Source organism: Streptomyces sp. NBC_00859 (assembly GCF_045161865.1).
Taxonomy (GTDB): Bacteria; Actinomycetota; Actinomycetes; order Streptomycetales; family Streptomycetaceae; genus Streptomyces.
On record NZ_CP108826.1, the window covers coordinates 5739787 to 5756444 of the forward strand.

The window sequence follows — 16658 nt, forward strand, 5'->3', positions numbered from 1 at the left end:
GCCCCGCGGCGCATCACCTCAGCGCACCACGGTGCCCGGCTCCGCCGCAAGCAGCCCCAGCTCGGCCCGCGTCGGCGCGCCCTCCCAGTCGCCGGAGGCGGCCACCGCGAACGCCCCGGTGGTCACCGCACGGTCGAGCCGTGCCGCCGTGTCCGATCCGTCGAGCAGCGCGGAGAGATACCCGGCGACGAACGCGTCGCCCGCACCGACCGGGTCCACGGCCGGCACTGTGCGGGCGGGCACATGCAGCTCGCCCTGCAGGGTGTACGCCGTGGCACCCGCCGCACCGAGCTTGACCACGACCTCACCCGCCCCGGCCTCCAGGAGCGCCTCCGCGCGCAGGGCGGGGTCCTCAGCGGCGCCTTCCGCGAAGCCCTCCGGGAGACACAGGGGCAGCTCGTCGTCGGAGGCGATCAGTACGTCGGCGCGCGGCGCCCAGTCCCGCATGACCGCCGATGCCTCATCCGTACTCCACAGCCGGGAGCGATAGTTGACGTCGAGGCTGATCAGCACGTCGTGCTCGGAGGCCAGTTCCATGGCGCGCACGGCCGCGGAACGGGCCGCGGACGAGAGGGCCGCGGTGATGCCCGTCAGATGCAGCACGCGCACCGGATCGCCGCCGGCGCCTTCTCCGGCCCCGGCCCGCAGGAACGCGGTGAAGGCCCGTTCGACGTCGTCGGCCGCGACCCTCGAACCGGCCGATCCCGCACGGTAGTAGTGGACCCGGGTGACACCGGGCAGCCGCGGCTCGAAGAGCACCAGGCCGGTGGGCGCGGCATCGTCACGCGTGGCACCCTCCACACCGACGCCCTCGGCGCGCAGCGTCCGCACCACGAGTTCACCGGCTTCGTCGGCGCCGACCGCGCCCGCCCAGCACACCGGGTGCCCCAGCCGGGCCAGGCCGATGGCCACATTCGACTCGGCGCCCGCGACCGAGACGGCCATCGTGCCGCCCAGCTTCAGCTGGCCGTCGCCGCGCAGCGAGACCATCGTCTCGCCGAAGGTGAACACGCTCATGACCGGACCGCCCGGCCCACTGCCGCCCGCGCCGTCTCCACGACGTTCAGGAACTCCGCAGCCCGCTTCCGCAGCGCGCCCAGGTCTCCGCCGTCCGCGGCGTCACCGATCAGCGGCGAGCCGACGCCCACGGCAACCGCGCCCAGCGCCAGGTACTCGGCGGCGGCCGCCGCGTCCACCCCGCCCACCGGTACGAACGGGACGTCGGGGAAGGGGGCCCGCAGAGCCTTCAGGTAGGAGGGGCCGCCGACCGAGGCCGGGAAGAGCTTCAGCGCGGCGGCGCCCGCCGCGACACCGGCGATGACCTCGGTGGGGGTGACTACTCCGGACAGCACCGGGAGCCCCAGCCGTACCGACTCGTCGACGCCCGCTCCGAGCCCCGGTGTCACGATGAAACCGGCGCCGGCGTCCGCCGCCCGCCGTGCGTCGTCGGCGGTGAGCACGGTGCCCGCCCCCAGCCACGCGCCGTCCCCGAGGGCGGCCCGCGCCCGGCGGATGACCCCGGGGGCGTCCGCGCCGCTGAGCGAGACCTCGACCAGGGGTATCCCGCTCTCGACGAGCGTCATGACCGTCCTGAGGGACGCCTCGGGGTCCGAGCCGCGGACGATGGCGACCAGCCGCTCGTCCCCGAGGCTCGCGGTGAAGTCCGTGCGGTCCATGCTGTTCTCTTCCTGTGCTGGTGCTGGTGCTGGTGCTGGTGCTGGTACTGCGCTGCTTCTGTCCTGGGTCCGTCCTGGGACGACGGGCCCGGAGCTCACCATTCCGCGAACGCCCCGTCCGCATGCCGCCACACCGGGTTGCGCCACGCATGGCCCGACCTGTCGGCGGCCCGTACCGCCGCCTCGTCGATCTCCACACCGAGCCCGGGGCGCTCCGTCCGCACCAGCGAACCCTCGCGGAAGCGGAAGGGTTCGGGGTCGGCGACATAGTCCAGCAGTTCGGCGCCCCGGTTGTAGTGGATGCCGATCGACTGCTCCTGGATCAGGAAGTTGGGTGTGGTGAAGGCGACTTGGAGGCTCGCGGCCAGAGCGACCGGGCCCAGCGGGCAGTGCGGAGCGATCTGGGCCCCGTACACCTCGGCGAGCGCGGCGATCCGGCGCAGCTCCGATATGCCGCCCGCGTGCGAGATGTCGGGCTGTACGACGGCCACCCCTGCCTGGAGGGCGCGCAGGAACTCGTGGCGCGCGAAGAGGCGCTCGCCGAGCGCGACCGGGATGTTGGAGGCGTTCACCAGGTCGGGTACGGCGTGCAGCTGCTCCGAGAGCACCGGCTCCTCGACGAACAGCGGCGCGGCCTCGGTGAGCAGCGGCAGCAGCCGTCGTGCGTTGGCGGCGGAGACCCGTCCATGGAAGTCGAGGGCGAAGTCCCGTTCCTCTCCCAGTACTTCCCGTGCGGTCTCGGCGCGCCGTACGGCGGCCCGGATCTCGCCCCGGGTGGCGATGGCGGTCATCCGGCCACTGCCGTTCATCTTGACCGCCGTGAAACCGGCCTCGACCTGCTCCGTTATCGCCTCGCGGAGCGCGCTCGGCTCGTCGCCGCCCACCCAGGCGTACGCCCTGATGCTGTCCCGGACGGGGCCGCCCAGCAACTGGTGCACGGGCTGTCCGTACGCCTTGCCCTTGATGTCCCACAGGGCCTGGTCGAGGCCCGCGACGGCGCTGGAGAGCACGGGGCCGCCCCGGTAGAAGCCGCCCTTGGTCATGACCTGCCAGTGGTCCTCGGTCCGCATCGGATCCTCGCCGACGAGATACTCCGCGAGCACGTCGACGGCCGCGCGCACCGGCTCGGCCCGCCCCTCGACGACAGGTTCACCCCAGCCGACGACGCCCTCGTCGGTCTCCACCCGGACGAACATCCAGCGTGGCGGGGCCATGAACGTCTCGATACGGCTGATCTTCACGGCGTACTTCCTCCCGCTGGTGCCACCGGTGTGGCCGCTGTCGCTGTCGTGTCTGCCCTGGCGGCTGCCATGGCTGCGGCGGGTTCCCCTGCCGCAGTGGTGTGGTGGTCGTGTCTGCCGGCGTCGAGCAGCCGGACCATCGCGAGGGACGCGCCGTCCTGGTCCCGGGCGCGTACCCGGTCCGCCACGGCCACGTGGGTGGGGAGCGGGTGTTCGGGACTGCCCGCGTGCACGACGCGGTCACGTTCGATGAGAGCCGGGATCATCACGCGCTGCATCTGTACGAAGAAACGGTTGTGGGATGCGGCGAGCAACGCCGTGTGGAACGCCGCGTCGGCGGGCACGAGCCCCACCGGATCGCTGCCGGCCCGCTCCATCGCGCCGAGCGCCGTGGTGAGAGCGGCGAGATCGTCGTCGGTGCGGTGCTGGGCCGCGAGCGCGGCGGCGGCCGGTTCGACGGAGCGGCGCAGCTCGAAGAGCTCGTCGAAGAGCCGCTCGTCGCGGGCGCCGGAAGCCACGCGCCAGCGCAGTACGTCGCTGTCGAGGAGGTTCCAGTTCTCCCTGGCGCGGACGAACGTGCCGCGCCGTTGCCGGGCGTCGAGCAGCCCCTTGACGGTGAGGACCTTGATCGCCTCACGCAGCACGGTCTGGCTGACGTCCAGCTCGGCCATCAGCTGCGGCAGATCGACAGTGGCGCCCTCGGCGTAGGTCCCGTCGAAGATCCGCAGCGCCAGGGCTTCCACGGCGAACCGGTGGACGCCGCGGCCGATGTACGACGGGTCGGGCGCGGCTGCGGATGTGGGGCCCGGTGCGGCCATGTCGGGCCCTTTCGGTCGTGCCGGTGATCCGGGGCAAGACTCGCACGGGTGCTGGTTAATTATCAATTATTGCGGCAGGCGGCAGGCGGCAGGCGGCAGGCGGTGTGGGGTGTGGCGTATGCGGCTGCGGCCGGTGGTGCGGCGAGGTGATGGTGCGGCGGCCAGCGGCGTGGCGGGCAGCGGCGTGGCGGGCGGCAGACATCACGGCTGGCCCTCCCCGTCCGTGCCCACCCGCCCGTCCGTGTCCGCCCACCTGCCCGTGCCCCACCCGGCCGGGGTGGGAACGCGCCGCTCCCTGTCCGGACCGTCCCGGGGTCGCCCGCTCAGTGCCCGGCGCCGCGCTCCTCGCGGATCTGCTCGACCACATGCGTGGCGGTCTTCCGTACGTCCTCGGTCTCCGTGAGGAAGTGCCAGTAATCGGGGTGCCGTCCCTCCAGGCCCGCCACCGCCCGGTCCAGCCGCTCCACCGCGAGGTCCAGCGGGCGGGCGTGCCGGGGATCCGGGGTGTTGCGGCCCGCCATCGCCAGCCGCTGGGCGTCCCGGATCGCGAACCTGGTCCGCTCGATCTCCTGCTGCGGATCCTTCGCCACGGAGTTCAGCCTGTCGAGCCGCGCGCCGGCGGCCGAGACCGCCTCGTCGGTACTGTTGAGCAGCGCTCTGACCGTCGTGAGCAGGGACGTCGCGTCCGGCCAGCGCTGCTGTTCGCGCGCCGCGGTAGCTTCCCTGAGTTTCTCCTCGGCCTGCTGCACGGATGCGGCGGCCTGTTCGGGTACGTGCTGCAGGTCCTGCCAGCACGGCGCGGTGAACCGCCGCCGCAGCTCGCTCAGGACCGGGGCGACCGTCCCGGCCCGGGTGGTGAGCGCCTGGGCGCGGGTGCGCAGCGACACCAGGCGCCGATCGATCTCGGAGGCCCGCTCCGGCAACCGGACGGCCTCGGCCCGTACGGCCTCAGCGTCACGCAGTACCTGGTCGGCGCGTTGCAGGGTGGCTGTCACGCCGTGCCGGCCCGCCCCCTGGTTGAGCTTGGTCAGCTCGGGCCCCAGCTGCGCGAGGCGGGTGGCCAGGTCATCGGCCTTCAGGCCGGAGTCCCGCACCGCGTCGAGTGCGTTGCTCGCGGAGAGCAGCGCCTGCCGCGCCCGCTCCACCGCGGGCGCGAGCCGGGCGAGCTGCGTCTCCGCCTTGCCGAGCAGTGGGCCCAGCCCCTGCCCGAACCGGTCGAGCTCGCCCTTCACACGTACGAGGTTGTCCTTGGCCCGGGTCAGTTCCGTACGCGCCTGGGACAGAGCGGAACCTTCCAGGTCGTCCCGGTCCAGGTCATGGGCGTCGACCGCGGTGATGTACTCCGTGCTGACCTCGTCGATCCGCCGGCCCAGAGACTCGAAATCGGACACGGCCTTGCGCGCTTCGGGCGCGTTGTCCACCGCGGAGATCGTCTCGATCGAGATCCGCAGATCGCGCTGAGCGGTGTCCAGATCGTAGAAGGCCGCCGCCGCAGCGTCCTTGGCGGCCTGCGCGTCGGCCCGCTGGCTCTCGCCCCGCCCCCCGAACCAGCGCCGGGTGCCCCCGCCCGCGAAGGCCCCGGCCAGACCGGCCAGCAAAGGCACCGGAAGGACCATGAGCGTCAGGACATCCCGAACGGCACTCGATCGCGCATACGGCTGCCCGTCTCTTGCCGTCACATCCCTCTCCCGTGCTGGTCCACCCTGCCCCGGCCATTCTCCCACCAGGTAAGGACGAACACACGGGCCGGTCAGTTCGCGCTTCGAACGGTGACCTTTCCGTTGTCACTGCGCGCACTCACCCGGTGACCGCTGGCATCGTCGGTGGGCACGCTGACCTTGGTGCTCCCATTACCGCTCCGGGTCTCCACCTTGTACGCGAGCCCCGGCTTCTTCGGCAGTGTCACATCGATCGAGCCGTTGTCGCTGACGCTCTCCACCTGGTCGGGAACCGCAGCGAGCGACAGCCGTACCGAACCGTTGTCGGAGTCCGCCCTGACCTGCCGGGACGAGACCCCGTACGCGTTGACGGACCCGTTGTTGCTGCTCAGGTCCAGTGCCCCACTGGAGTCGTGGACGGTGACCTTGCCGTTGGAGGAGCGGAGCTTCAGCGCGCTGTGGAAGCCGGAGGCGGACACGGACCCGTTGTCGTCCGTCAGCACCACGGAGACCCCGCGCGGCACCTTGATCTGGTGCCGGGCCTCGCAGTCACTGATGATGGCGGTGCACTTCAGTTTCAGACTGAGCGTGTCGTCCCGCATGGACCAGGTGGCATGCGGCCCGTTGCCCAGAAAGACCCATCCGTCGACGCGCCGGGTGACCTGCACGGACTTCACATCGGCCGGCACCAGCTCGATGGCGGAGTTCCCCGCGTCGATGGTCAGCGTCTTCCCGCTCAGCGCGAACGACTTGTGGTCGGCGGGCGCGTCCGAAGGGTCGGCGCCGCAGCCGGTGAGCGCGAGGGACACCAGAGCGGCCCCTCCGGCCATGACGAGCGTACGGGTGCGGAGCGCCACGATGATCATTCCCCCAGATCGAACCGAACCAACCGAACGAGCACCACGCTACGGACCGTTCCCGGCACGCACGATCCAGTGACCCACCGGACCCGGGGTGGGGTTAACCCCCGGCCCGCCGGCTGTCTGCCGGTCTTCCCCGGCCCTCTTCCAGCCCCTCGCCGCCTCCGCCCTTCGCCCCTCTGCCGGCTTCACACCTCCGCCCTCCCCGGCTGCTCCCGGGGCCGTGCGACAGATTGCGAGCGGAGGCCTGGGGCCATGTACCCTGTTGCTTCATCCACGGGTGCGTAGCTCAGGGGTAGAGCGCTGCTCTTACAAAGCAGATGTCGGCAGTTCGAAACTGCCCGCGCCCACCAGTGCAGAGGCCCCCAACCGATCATGGTTGGGGGCCTCTGGTGTCCCGGGCGTCATGCTGACGGTCTCCAGGCACGCTGCTTTCTGCTCGGCAGGCTCGTTCTCGCCAGTCATCGTCCAGCTTCCAGCCGGCGTCGAGGATCGCGGCGTGCACGGCGGCGACAATCATTGTGATGGCGAGAACGCCACCCATCCACTTCTTCGGGTTGCCGAGAGTCGGCCCAAGGGCACTGGAGCCGTGGACGAGCACTGCGTAGACCACAGGTACAACCGTGCTGACGACGCGCTTCTTGGCTGCGATGAAGAACAGGGGTGGCGCCAGGAGGCCGACCGACACCACTACCACTACCACTGCTACCCGAAGGCTGTAAGCGGCGCGGACGCCCTCCGATCGGATGCCTGAGGCACGGGCCCGGCGTAGCTGCGGTGTCATGCCGCTCGCGGTCCGTCGGTGTGAGCCGGCGGCTCCGATCGGGAACGGGACCCCAGGCGGCCGTACGTTCCCCCACAACCCCGCAACCCCGCAACCCCGCAACGCCGCACTGGCTACGTGGCCAGTTTTGGTATGCCGTGGGGCGAGGCGGAGCTGCTAGCTTCCCAGCCGTTCGGCCGCGACAACTGCGGTCCAGCAACGGGGGATTCAGAAAAAGTAGTTCGGTCCGGTGCGCTATGACGGCAGGCGCGCGGTTCTCAATCGCTGGACGCCGTCCTGATTTCCCCCAGGGAGTGCGCGTACGCCTCCGGCGGTGTGCGCGCACCTGACGACGGAACACCTGAAGGTCCCGCAGCGAAGGGACGTTCGGCCCTGCCCGCGAGGGTTGGGTCCGGTTCAGGAACCCGAAGGGAGACGGACGAATGAAGACCTCACGGCGTACGCATTTTGACGCACGCCTCTCATTGTCGTCGAGCGGGAAGCGCTCGACGCGTATCCGGGGGCTGCTGGCGAGGTTCGTGGTCCTGGTGCTTGCCGCCGCGTCCTCGCTGGTCGTCCTGGCAGGCAGCGCGGATGCCACGCCGTACCAGTGCCGCTACCAGGGCGGCGAGTACCGCTCGCAGTGCGCCGATGTCACCGGGCTCGGCAGTGGGACATCGCTGCCGCTCCAACTCGGTCCGGGCTACGGCAACACGGTCCCCGCGACCGCCTACCACAACGGCGACTCGCTGGCCCTGTCGTGCTGGACGACCGGGCCGGGGGACGCAGGCGGGCATGGGGACACCTACTGGTTCGAGGTCTTCGACGTCAACGACACCTCGATCCTTGGCTACGTCAACGACTACAGCCTGACCACCGGGCAGCCCGCTGACTGGAAGTCGCACGTCACACAGTGCACCAGCCCGCCACCAGCCACGGGAAAGCCATACAAGTGCCGTAGGCAGGGCGGGGAATACCGCTCGTGGTGCGCGAATGTCACCGCCGTCGCCGAGGACTCCTATCTGCCCCTGGACAAGCAGCCGGACTACGGCCACGGCGTCGTCGGTGGAACCGCTTACCACAACGGCGACTCGCTCGCTCTGTCGTGCTGGACGACGGGCCCACAGGACAGCGGCCATCACGGTGACACGTACTGGTTCCAGGTCTTCGACCCCGACGACCCGTCAATAGAGGGTTACGTCAACGACTACCAGCTGGCCACCGGCGGTCCGGCCGACTGGAAGCCGGTGGTCGACCCGTGCACGACTACGCCACCGCCGCCGCCCACGCACAAGGGCCCGCAGCTGGTGGGTGATCACAGCGAAGAGGGGCCTGCTGCTGTGCTGGCAAAGCGCCTCGGGCACGTTTCGGTCGCGGGTATGTTCCGCCGAGCTCCTGGCGAGTTCCCGCGAGCGGTCCAGCCCCTGCGACGACCTTCCTGCGCCTACGAACACTTGTGGTCCGGCGAGATGGTGACACCCCGCAGTGGCGTGTCCGACGGCTTCTGCTGGCCTGCGTCCGATGAGTACACCGAATCGTGGTCGGACCACGAAGGGGTCAAGTCCATCAAGTGGGCCCCGCAAGGGATCTCGTCAAGCGTGGACGCGGCTCCCGGTGGAACCTATGAGGGGCATCGGTACCTGGCGGTCAGCTGGCACGGAGACAAGGGCTCGGCCAAGAAGGATGCCAACTATCGGTCCAAGGTGACCTTCGTGAGCATGGACGGTGTCCGGGTCCTCCAGCATGTGCTCCTGGTCGAGCCGAACGAGAGCGGCACCGGGTGCACGCCTGTCCACCTCCACGCAGGCAGCTTGGTCTGGTACGGCAACAAGCTCCTCGTGGGCGACGACGGGGCCCACGGCATCAGTGTCTTCGACCTCGGCAACCTGGCCAGGGCCCAGGCGGGCAAGGGCTGTGACGGTGGCAATTACGGTTATGTGCTGCCGCAGAGCGGGACGTACAAGCCCCCGAAATTCCCCGGTTCCATGCGGCTGAACTCCATGTCGCTGGACCGGGAGGGGGCAGGCGCACCCACACTGACCGTAGGCGAGTACGCCGTCAGCGGCACCGCGAACACCAGCCTGGCCCGGTACCGGATGGACAGCGGCACGCACCTGCCGGCCGAGGGGAGCGATCACCGGGCGTCCCCCACGAAGGTGCTGCACACCGGGATCGCGGGCATGCAGGGTGTGCTGTACCACGGGGGCCGCTACTACTTTTCCACCTCCAACGGCGACGACTACGGCACCCTCTACAGCTGGGACGGGAATCCCAGTCACAAGAAGAAGCGCACGCCATGGGCCAAGGACGCCGAGAACCTGACCTATTGGGGTGGTGGCTCAATGTGGAGTCTGACTGAACTCCAGGGCCACCGGACGGTGTTCAAGGTTCCTCTGTCGCACTTCTCGTAACAGATCGCAACCCGGCGGACGGTGCGCGCGCCTTCTCCTTTGGCCCGCGCGCCGTGTCGGTCGGCGGGCAACAGGGGCCGGCATCATTACGGGGACCCCAGCCGGGCCCGCTCCATGAGGTCGATAACGTAGTGCACGACCTCCACGGGGGAGGCCGTGGCCGCGAACGCCCGTCGGTCCACGCCCCGCTCCTGGTCTACGTGCGCAGCATGGATCACTACGGGCAGATCAATGTTCCGGCGTTCGAGTTCCCTCAGCATGGTGATGCCTGCCTGCGGGTCGTCCGCCCGGCCCATGTCGCTGAGGATGACGTCGTACGACTGACGCCGCAGAGCGGCAAGGGCTTCGGCGGTCGACCGCGCGGTGTCGACGGCCATGCCGACGGACCGGAAGAGCCGGGTCAGCGTGGTGTTGTTCTCCGGATGGTCGTCCACCCAGAGGATCCTTCCGCCCCGCAGCACGTCCGCAGCGTGCTCCATTCTGCCCAGGGCGCCACTTCTGTCCTGAGGTGTGACGTCCACGTGTGCTTCGTCGGCAGCCTGCGCGAGCAGCGCACCCGCCATCTCGAACTCGAAGCCCAGCGCTCGGAACACCGTTAATCGAGGAATCACGGACCGGACGAGGGGGCCACGTAATGCGAGGAACACGATGGTCGCGAAGGCTGCCCACAGAACACTTGGCAGAGTGCCGATGAGTTGGATCCAGATCGACTCAGACATCTGTACATTCTCACCGGAATCGGGGCCCGAGCGATGCGGCGCGTGAATTTTCCGAGGCGGGAGCTGACCCCCGAAGACGCCGAACTCATCGAGTTCGCCCGGAAGATGGTCAGACCGTACCGGTGTCCCGTCCCGGCCCATGGGGGCTGAGCCCGGCCGTCCACTTCTCCTCGATGCGGCCGAACTTCCAGATCGCCATGGCCACCAGCCACGTCACGAAGAACAGCCCGACGATGACGAAGCCGACGATGTTCAGATCCAGTCCGCCGACCCAGTCCCAGAAGAAGCCGTGCAGGCCGAGCTTCTCGGTGAGCAGGCCTAGCAGTTCGACGGTGCCGATGATGAAGGCGACCGCGACCGAGAGGCCGGTGATCGTGAGGTTGTAGTAGACCTTCCGGACAGGCTTCGAGAACGCCCAGCCGTACGCGAAGTTCATGAACGATCCGTCGATGGTGTCCAGCAGGCACATCCCGGCGGCGAACAGCACCGGCAGGCAGAGGATCGCGTACCAGGGCAGCCCGGACGCGGCACCGGAGCCCGCAAGGACGAGCAGGGCGATCTCCGTGGCGGTGTCGAAGCCGAGCCCGAAGAGCAGCCCGAGCGGGTACATCTGCCAGGGCCTGGTGATCGACTTCATCAGACGCCCCAGGAGCCTGTTCATCAGGCCCCGGTTGTTCAGGTGCTCCTCCAGCGCGGCCTCGTCGAAGTCGCCCGAGCGCATCTTCCGGAAGACCTTCCAGATACCCACGAGGATCAGGACGTTGATGCCGGCGATCAGGTAGAGGAAGAACCCCGAGACGGTCGTACCGATGAGGCCCGTCACGTTGTGCAGCTGGGAGCTGTCGTCGCGTACCGGTCCCGCGATCGCCTTGACGCCCATGGACAGCAGGAACGCCAGGGCGAACACGATGCTGGAGTGCCCGAGCGAGAACCAGAAGCCCACGGACAGGGGCCGCTGCTTCTCGTTCATCAGCTTGCGGGTGGTGTTGTCGATCGCGGCGATGTGATCCGCGTCGAAGGCGTGCCGCATGCCCAGGGTGTACGCGGTCACGCCGATCCCGATGCCGAACGACTTCGTGCCGAGGCTGTAGTGCTCGGGGGCCACGATCGTCACCAGCGTGAGCCACCCCACGACGTGCAGCGCCAGGATGAAGGCACCCATACCGCCCAGCCGGATCCACTCCTGGCGCGTCATCGACATCCGCAGACGCCGGACCCGGGAGGGGGCCGCGGGTGGTGAGGTGGATGTGGTGGTCACGGGTACTGCCTTCCGGTCGATGAACCGTAGACAGCTAATTGCATGGCTGTCGCAATTGCAATCAAGGGGCAGTAAAGGCAGGTCAGAGGGGTGCCGGAGCAGCGGCACGGCGGCGTCGTCCTGGCGCGGGCCCGCCGGGGATGCTGCCCCGGTTCCTTGCGCCGGGACTCCAGCGCGGTCTCGGGAGCGCCGTCGCCCGGCGGCTGGTGCGGCACCCCGGTCCTTCCAGGACCTGCGGGGGACCTGTGCGCGACCCTGGTGTGAAGCAGCGCGCCGCCCTTCCGGGGCCTGTACGCGACCCGTGTGTGAAACCGAACACCCCCATGGGGCAGTCTCTGTTGACGTGTACTCACTCCCGCATCAGAGCCAACAGGACGCACCCGAGGGCCACATGATCGTCTGTGGCGACGACGGCCTGGCCCACCGGCTCGCCGTCGAACTGCGGGGTGTGTACCGGGAGACGGTGACCCTCGTCGTACCGCCCGCCGGTACCGCGGGCACCCCGGAACATACCCAGCTCACCCCGGCCGGGCGGGCCTCCGCCCTGTTCGGGCGGATGTCACGCGTCGTCGCGGGGCCGGCGTCCGGCGACCGTGACCCGGTGGCCGACCGGCTGCTCGAAACGCCGGGTCTTGACGATGATGTGCTGATGCGCGCCGGGGTGGACCAGGCGTCCGCACTGGCGCTCGTCCACCAGGACGACGAGGTGAACATCCGGGCCGCACTCGCCGCCCGGCGTCTCAACCCCCGGCTCCGGCTGGTGATCCGCCTCTACAACCGCAAGCTCGGCCAGCATCTGGAGGAGCTGCTCGACCAGGCGGCAGCCGTCAGCGCGCCCGACCTGGACCGGGACGAGGTCGACGCATCCACAACGGTGCTGTCGGACGCGGACACCGCGGCGCCCTCGCTCGCCGCGACCGCCGTCGCGGGTACGAGCAAGGTCGTACAGGCCGACGGGCTGCTGCTGCGCGCCGTGGAGCGGCCGCCCGCCCGTGGTTCCGGCCGGGCAGCCGACCCCGGCCTGTGCACCCTGGCGCTGCTCTCGTGCACCACGGGTGACCCGGCCGGAGCCGACGGTTCGGACAGCGGCGACACGGGGCCCCGGCTTCTGCCCGACGAGGCCACTGTCCGGGCGGCGACCGGGCGCGGCACGGTCGTACTGGAGGCGGTCACCTACGGCGGCCCCGATCTCTCCCCGAGCCGGCTGGCCGGGCGCGGCGCCCCCCTCGCGCAGCTGTTCTCGCGGCGGCTGCGCTGGTCCCTCCTCGGGATCCTCGCCTCGGTGCTGGGCCTGACCGTCGCCTCATCGCTGACTACGGGGGAGTCCGCCAGGCATGCCGCGTATCTGACCATCCTCGACATCTTCGCGATCGGTGATCCCGCGGTCGGGCAGCCCACCAGCCGCCAGGTCATCCAGATGCTGTCCGGGCTGACCGGTCTGCTGCTGCTGCCGGTGCTGGTCGCCGCCGTGCTGGAAGGGCTCGGTACGTTCCGCACCGCCGCCACGCTGCGCCGTCCGCCGCGCGGGCTCTCCGGGCATGTCGTCCTGCTCGGCCTCGGCAAGATCGGCTCACGGGTGCTGTCGAGGCTGCGGGAGCTGGACATCCCCGTGGTGTGCGTGGAGGCCGACCCGGACGCGCGCGGCATCGCCCTGGCGCGGCGGCTGCGGGTGCCGATCGTGATCGGTGACGTGACCACGGAGGGTGTGCTGGAAGCCGCCAAGATCGAGCGGGCCCGCGCTCTTCTCGCGCTCACCAGCGCGGACATCACCAATCTGGAAGCCGCCCTGTACGCCCGCACGGTGAAGCCCGATCTGCGGGTGGCGATGCGGCTCTTCGACGACGCGTTCGCCTCCGCGGTCTTCCGTACGCTGCGGGCCGCCCACCCGCAGGCCGTCACCCGGAGCCGGAGCGTCTCCACGCTGGCCGCGCCCGCCTTCGCCGCAGCGATGATGGGCCGCCAGATCCTCGGCGCCATGCCGGTCGAGCGCCAAGTGCTGCTCTTCGCGGCGGTGGATGTCGCGGGGCACCCCCTGCTGGAGGGCCGTACCCTCGGCGAGGTGTTCCGCGAGGGAGCCTGGCGGATACTCGCGCTGGACCTCGCGGCGCCCGGCGAGCGCCGCGCCGATCTGTCGGCGCCCCGCTCCCCGTACGGCGACGACCGCCGGGCCGAGCTGGTCTGGAACCTACCGCAGAGCTATGTCCTGGGCCCCGATGACCGGGTCGTCATCGCGGGAACCCGGCAGGGTCTGGCCGATCTGCTGGGCAGGCGGCGGCCGGGAGTCCCGGCCACGCCGTAGGGCTGGGGTCATGGGCCCCAGCTTGGGCGGGGGCCCGCAGTGGGGCAGGAGCGGCCCGCAGTGGGCCGGAGCGGGGTCCGGCGGAGGCGGCCCTATCTGCCGTCCCGGCGCCCGTCAGCCGTCACCCGAACGGCCGCGCTCCGGTGGTTGCGCGGACTCCGCTCGCGGAGGCTCGGAACTCACCGGGAGAGCAGTGGCACGGCGCTCACCACGGCCGGGACACCTCACCGGACTGCGGCGGAAGCGTGGAGCCCGAGGGGCCCCGCATCCGCCTCCGCGCTCCCGCGCTCTCCGCGCGGCCGAGAGGAGTCCGAAGTGACCGATCGAGCCGACCGCCCCGGTCACGCCGACCAGCCGGAACACCCGGACCAGCCGGAACACCCGGACCGGGCTGATCGCGCCGGTCTCTCGGGACCTGCCGATCGCGCAGGTCATGACAGTACGGCCGCCCCCTCGGATCTCGCCGGGCTGGCAGCCGACGCGTATGTCTACGGCTATCCGCTGGTCTTCGACCTGTCGATGGTCCAGGCCGCGCTCCACGAGGGTTTCGGTTCGCTGCCGTCCGCCTCCTTCAACGAATTCGCGCACTCGTCGCAGCTCGCCACGCCGGACGCGCGGTTCGTGTCCGTGAACAACGACACGGTGTACTCGATCGCCCAGCTCGACCTCTCCGGCGGCCCCCTGCTGCTGCACGTGCCCGACACGCTGGGCGCGTACTTCGTGCTGCAGTTCGTCGACGCGTGGACCAACAACTTCGCCTATGTTGGCCGCCGGGCCACCGGCACGGCCGAGACCAAGTGGCTGATCGTGCCGCCGGGCTGGGCCGGTGAGACCCCCGAAGGGATGACCGGCGTGATCGACGCGCCGACCGCCGTCGTCTCCGTCGTCGGACGCTTCGCCTGCGCGGGCCCCGCCGACCTGCCGCGGGTGCACGGACTCCAGAAGCGGCTCACGCTCAAGGTGCTCGAAGCCGTCATGCACCACACCTGGCTGCCCTCCACGGACCCCGATGTGCCGGAGCCGCTGCACTTCTTCGAGAAGCTCAGGGTCTGGATGGCGGCCTTCCCGCCGGCGGCCGACGACTGCGCGTACCAGGACCGCTTCCAGCCGCTGCAGCTCCTGGAGGAGGGGCCTTCGCCGTACGCCCACGCCGCCCCGGAGCTCGTACAGGCGCTCACCGAAGGCCTGAGGCGCGGTGCGGCACGGGTCGAGAAGGCGAGCCGGACAGGGGAGGGCGGCGGCCGGGCGCCCGGTGCCTGGGACATGAACCCGCACCTCTTCGACTACAACCTCGACTGGTTCGGAGCCGGGACCGTCGACTCCCCGGAGTGGCGGATCGCGGACCGTACCTCGTCGTACCTGACCCGGGCGGTGGCCGCGCGGATCGGCCTGTGGGGCAACCACGGCTACGAAGCGGTGTACGCACACACCTCCGAGGACGCGGACGGCCACTGGCTCAACGGTTCCAGGAGCTACACCCTCCGCTTCGACAGCCCGCCGCCCGTGCAGTCGTTCTGGTCTGTGACCATGTACGACTCACCGGACTACTACCTCGTCGCCAACCCCGCGGACCGCTACTCCGTCGGCGACCGGACACCGGGCCTGGTGTACGGCGACGACGGGTCGCTGACACTGCACATCCAGAAGGACCGGCCGGCCGACCCGGCGGAGGCCGCCAACTGGCTGCCCGCACCTGACGGCGACTTCCGGCCGATGCTGCGCCTGTACACGCCGGAGCAGGCGGTACTGGACGGGAGTTACGTCATTCCGCCCATCACCCCGAAACGGGAGCCGGGAACTGCGTGACACTGGAGGTATGTGCCGCAGTATCAAGACCCTCCGTCCGCCCGTCCTCCCCGGAGAAGCGACCGATGAGGACATCAGGGCCGCCGCGCTTCAGTACGTGAGGAAGGTGTCCGGATTCCGGGCCCCGGCCGCGCACAACCGGGCGGTGTTCGACAGTGCGGTGGACGAGATCGCCCGTGCGACGCAGACACTGCTCGACGGGCTGGAGGTCCGGGGAGGCGGGTCGGGGACGGCGAAGGAACCCGCGAGGGGGGCCGCCGAGAAGACGGGGTGAAGCCGCTGGTCAGAGGGGTGCACGGACGGTGCGAATGACACGTGTGCGTGCAGGCGGGACGCGTGGCCTGCCGGGAGATGTGTGCAGGCGTGCTGAGTGACCGGCGGGGTCACGGAGCCGGGGCCGCCACCGGTGCCGGACGCCGTATCAGCAGCGCGGCAACCGAGCCCGCGCCGAACAGCGCGAAGAGCGAGACCGCCGTGCCCAGCCAGCTCGTGCCCAGCCACTGCCCGCCGAAGTAGCCGAGCCCCACGCTGTAACCCGCCCAGGCCACGCCCGCCAGCGCCGACCAGGGCAGGAACTCCTTGGCCCTGCGGTGTGCGGCGCCCGCCCCCAGCGAGACGATCGAGCGTCCCGCCGGCGCGAACCGCGCTATCACGACCAGCAGACCGCCTCCCCGCGCCAGCGCCGTGCCGAGACGCTCCTGCGCCGAGGTCAGACGCCGGGAGCGCGCGATGGCCCGGTCCAGCCGTTCGCCGCCACGCCAGGCGAGCCGGTACGCCACCAGGTCGCCCACGACCGACGCGGCAGCGGCGCAGGCGGTGAGGACCAGCAGATCCGGGACGTTGTGCGGGACTTCACCGGCCACAGTGGTCGAGCCGGCGGCGGCGCCGGTGGCCGCCGTGATCACCAGAACCCCGCTGGGAAGCAGTGGTACGAAGACGTCGAGGACGACGGAGAGCGCGACCACGGCATAGATCCATGGACTGTCGGTCAGCGACCGCACACTCTCGAACACCCGGACTCCCCGTTTCTGAACAGCGCCGCGGCGTCGCAGGGGAGCGGCAGGTGCGGCAGTACAGCCATACAGCGTACGCGGGCGGGTTCCCCGCGGATCCGCCGGGGCCGGTGACGTTCGAAAGGGCCGTGTTCAC

General features: G+C 70.4%; 14 protein-coding genes and 1 tRNA gene. 5 read left to right on the plus strand and 10 right to left on the minus strand.

Annotation, left to right across the window (positions count from 1 at the left end):
* Nucleotides 1–18: 18 nt before the first annotated feature.
* The 6 genes from OG584_RS25140 to OG584_RS25165 all read right to left on the minus strand — a co-directional run bounded on the left by OG584_RS25140 (nucleotide 19) and on the right by OG584_RS25165 (nucleotide 6259).
* Nucleotides 19–1017 (minus strand): sugar kinase, encoded by a 999-nt coding sequence (locus tag OG584_RS25140; protein WP_405781116.1) that lies wholly within the window; start codon nucleotides 1015–1017, stop codon nucleotides 19–21.
* Complete coding sequence (locus OG584_RS25145) at nucleotides 1014–1676, minus strand: bifunctional 4-hydroxy-2-oxoglutarate aldolase/2-dehydro-3-deoxy-phosphogluconate aldolase (protein ID WP_405781118.1); 663 nt, start codon at nucleotides 1674–1676, stop codon at nucleotides 1014–1016. Before OG584_RS25145 ends, OG584_RS25140 begins: the two co-directional genes overlap by 4 nt.
* 95 nt (nucleotides 1677–1771) lie before the next feature.
* Nucleotides 1772–2917, minus strand: a complete 1146-nt coding sequence (gene dgoD / locus OG584_RS25150) for a galactonate dehydratase (RefSeq protein ID WP_405781119.1) — start codon at nucleotides 2915–2917, stop codon at nucleotides 1772–1774.
* Nucleotides 2914–3735, minus strand: coding sequence for a FadR/GntR family transcriptional regulator (locus OG584_RS25155; protein ID WP_405781120.1), 822 nt, complete (start codon nucleotides 3733–3735; stop codon nucleotides 2914–2916). The genes dgoD and OG584_RS25155 overlap by 4 nt, the downstream gene beginning before the upstream one ends.
* 323 nt (nucleotides 3736–4058) lie before the next feature.
* Nucleotides 4059–5414, minus strand: a complete 1356-nt coding sequence (locus tag OG584_RS25160; RefSeq protein ID WP_405781122.1) for a hypothetical protein — start codon at nucleotides 5412–5414, stop codon at nucleotides 4059–4061.
* Nucleotides 5415–5485: 71 nt separating this feature from the next.
* A complete protein-coding gene (locus tag OG584_RS25165) occupies nucleotides 5486–6259 on the minus strand; it encodes a DUF4097 family beta strand repeat-containing protein (RefSeq protein ID WP_405781124.1) in 774 nt (257 codons plus the stop codon).
* A gap of 272 nt (nucleotides 6260–6531) precedes the next feature.
* Here OG584_RS25165 and OG584_RS25170 point away from each other — a divergent pair.
* Nucleotides 6532–6606: transfer RNA gene (locus tag OG584_RS25170), tRNA-Val, on the plus strand.
* Nucleotides 6607–6626: 20 nt separating this feature from the next.
* On the opposite strand, the gene OG584_RS25175 is transcribed toward OG584_RS25170, so the two are convergent.
* Complete coding sequence (locus tag OG584_RS25175) at nucleotides 6627–6944, minus strand: hypothetical protein (protein ID WP_405781125.1); 318 nt, start codon at nucleotides 6942–6944, stop codon at nucleotides 6627–6629.
* 515 nt (nucleotides 6945–7459) lie between these two features.
* Here OG584_RS25175 and OG584_RS25180 point away from each other — a divergent pair.
* Nucleotides 7460–9427, plus strand: coding sequence for a hypothetical protein (locus tag OG584_RS25180; protein ID WP_405781127.1), 1968 nt, complete (start codon nucleotides 7460–7462; stop codon nucleotides 9425–9427).
* An 86-nt stretch (nucleotides 9428–9513) separates the two neighbouring features.
* Here the strand turns inward: OG584_RS25180 and OG584_RS25185 are convergent, their stop codons facing one another.
* Together OG584_RS25185 and OG584_RS25190 are read right to left on the minus strand one after the other, a co-directional pair.
* Nucleotides 9514–10146: a response regulator gene (locus tag OG584_RS25185; RefSeq protein WP_405781128.1), complete on the minus strand. Its 633-nt coding sequence runs from the start codon at nucleotides 10144–10146 to the stop codon at nucleotides 9514–9516.
* 109 nt (nucleotides 10147–10255) lie between these two features.
* A complete protein-coding gene (locus OG584_RS25190; RefSeq protein ID WP_405784271.1) occupies nucleotides 10256–11341 on the minus strand; it encodes a HoxN/HupN/NixA family nickel/cobalt transporter in 1086 nt (361 codons plus the stop codon).
* Nucleotides 11342–11795: 454 nt separating this feature from the next.
* On the opposite strand from OG584_RS25190, the gene OG584_RS25195 reads away from it, so the two are divergent.
* From OG584_RS25195 to OG584_RS25205, 3 genes are all read left to right on the plus strand, one after another.
* Nucleotides 11796–13703: an NAD-binding protein gene (locus tag OG584_RS25195; RefSeq protein WP_405784273.1), complete on the plus strand. Its 1908-nt coding sequence runs from the start codon at nucleotides 11796–11798 to the stop codon at nucleotides 13701–13703.
* 315 nt (nucleotides 13704–14018) lie between these two features.
* Complete coding sequence (locus OG584_RS25200; RefSeq protein ID WP_405781129.1) at nucleotides 14019–15509, plus strand: DUF1254 domain-containing protein; 1491 nt, start codon at nucleotides 14019–14021, stop codon at nucleotides 15507–15509.
* Nucleotides 15510–15519: 10 nt separating this feature from the next.
* Nucleotides 15520–15783: a DUF2277 domain-containing protein gene (locus OG584_RS25205; RefSeq protein WP_405781130.1), complete on the plus strand. Its 264-nt coding sequence runs from the start codon at nucleotides 15520–15522 to the stop codon at nucleotides 15781–15783.
* 109 nt (nucleotides 15784–15892) lie between these two features.
* On the opposite strand, the gene OG584_RS25210 is transcribed toward OG584_RS25205, so the two are convergent.
* Entirely contained in the window at nucleotides 15893–16522 is a 630-nt protein-coding gene (locus tag OG584_RS25210) for a DedA family protein (protein WP_405781131.1), read from the minus strand.
* Between the last annotated feature and the right edge of the window lie 136 nt (nucleotides 16523–16658).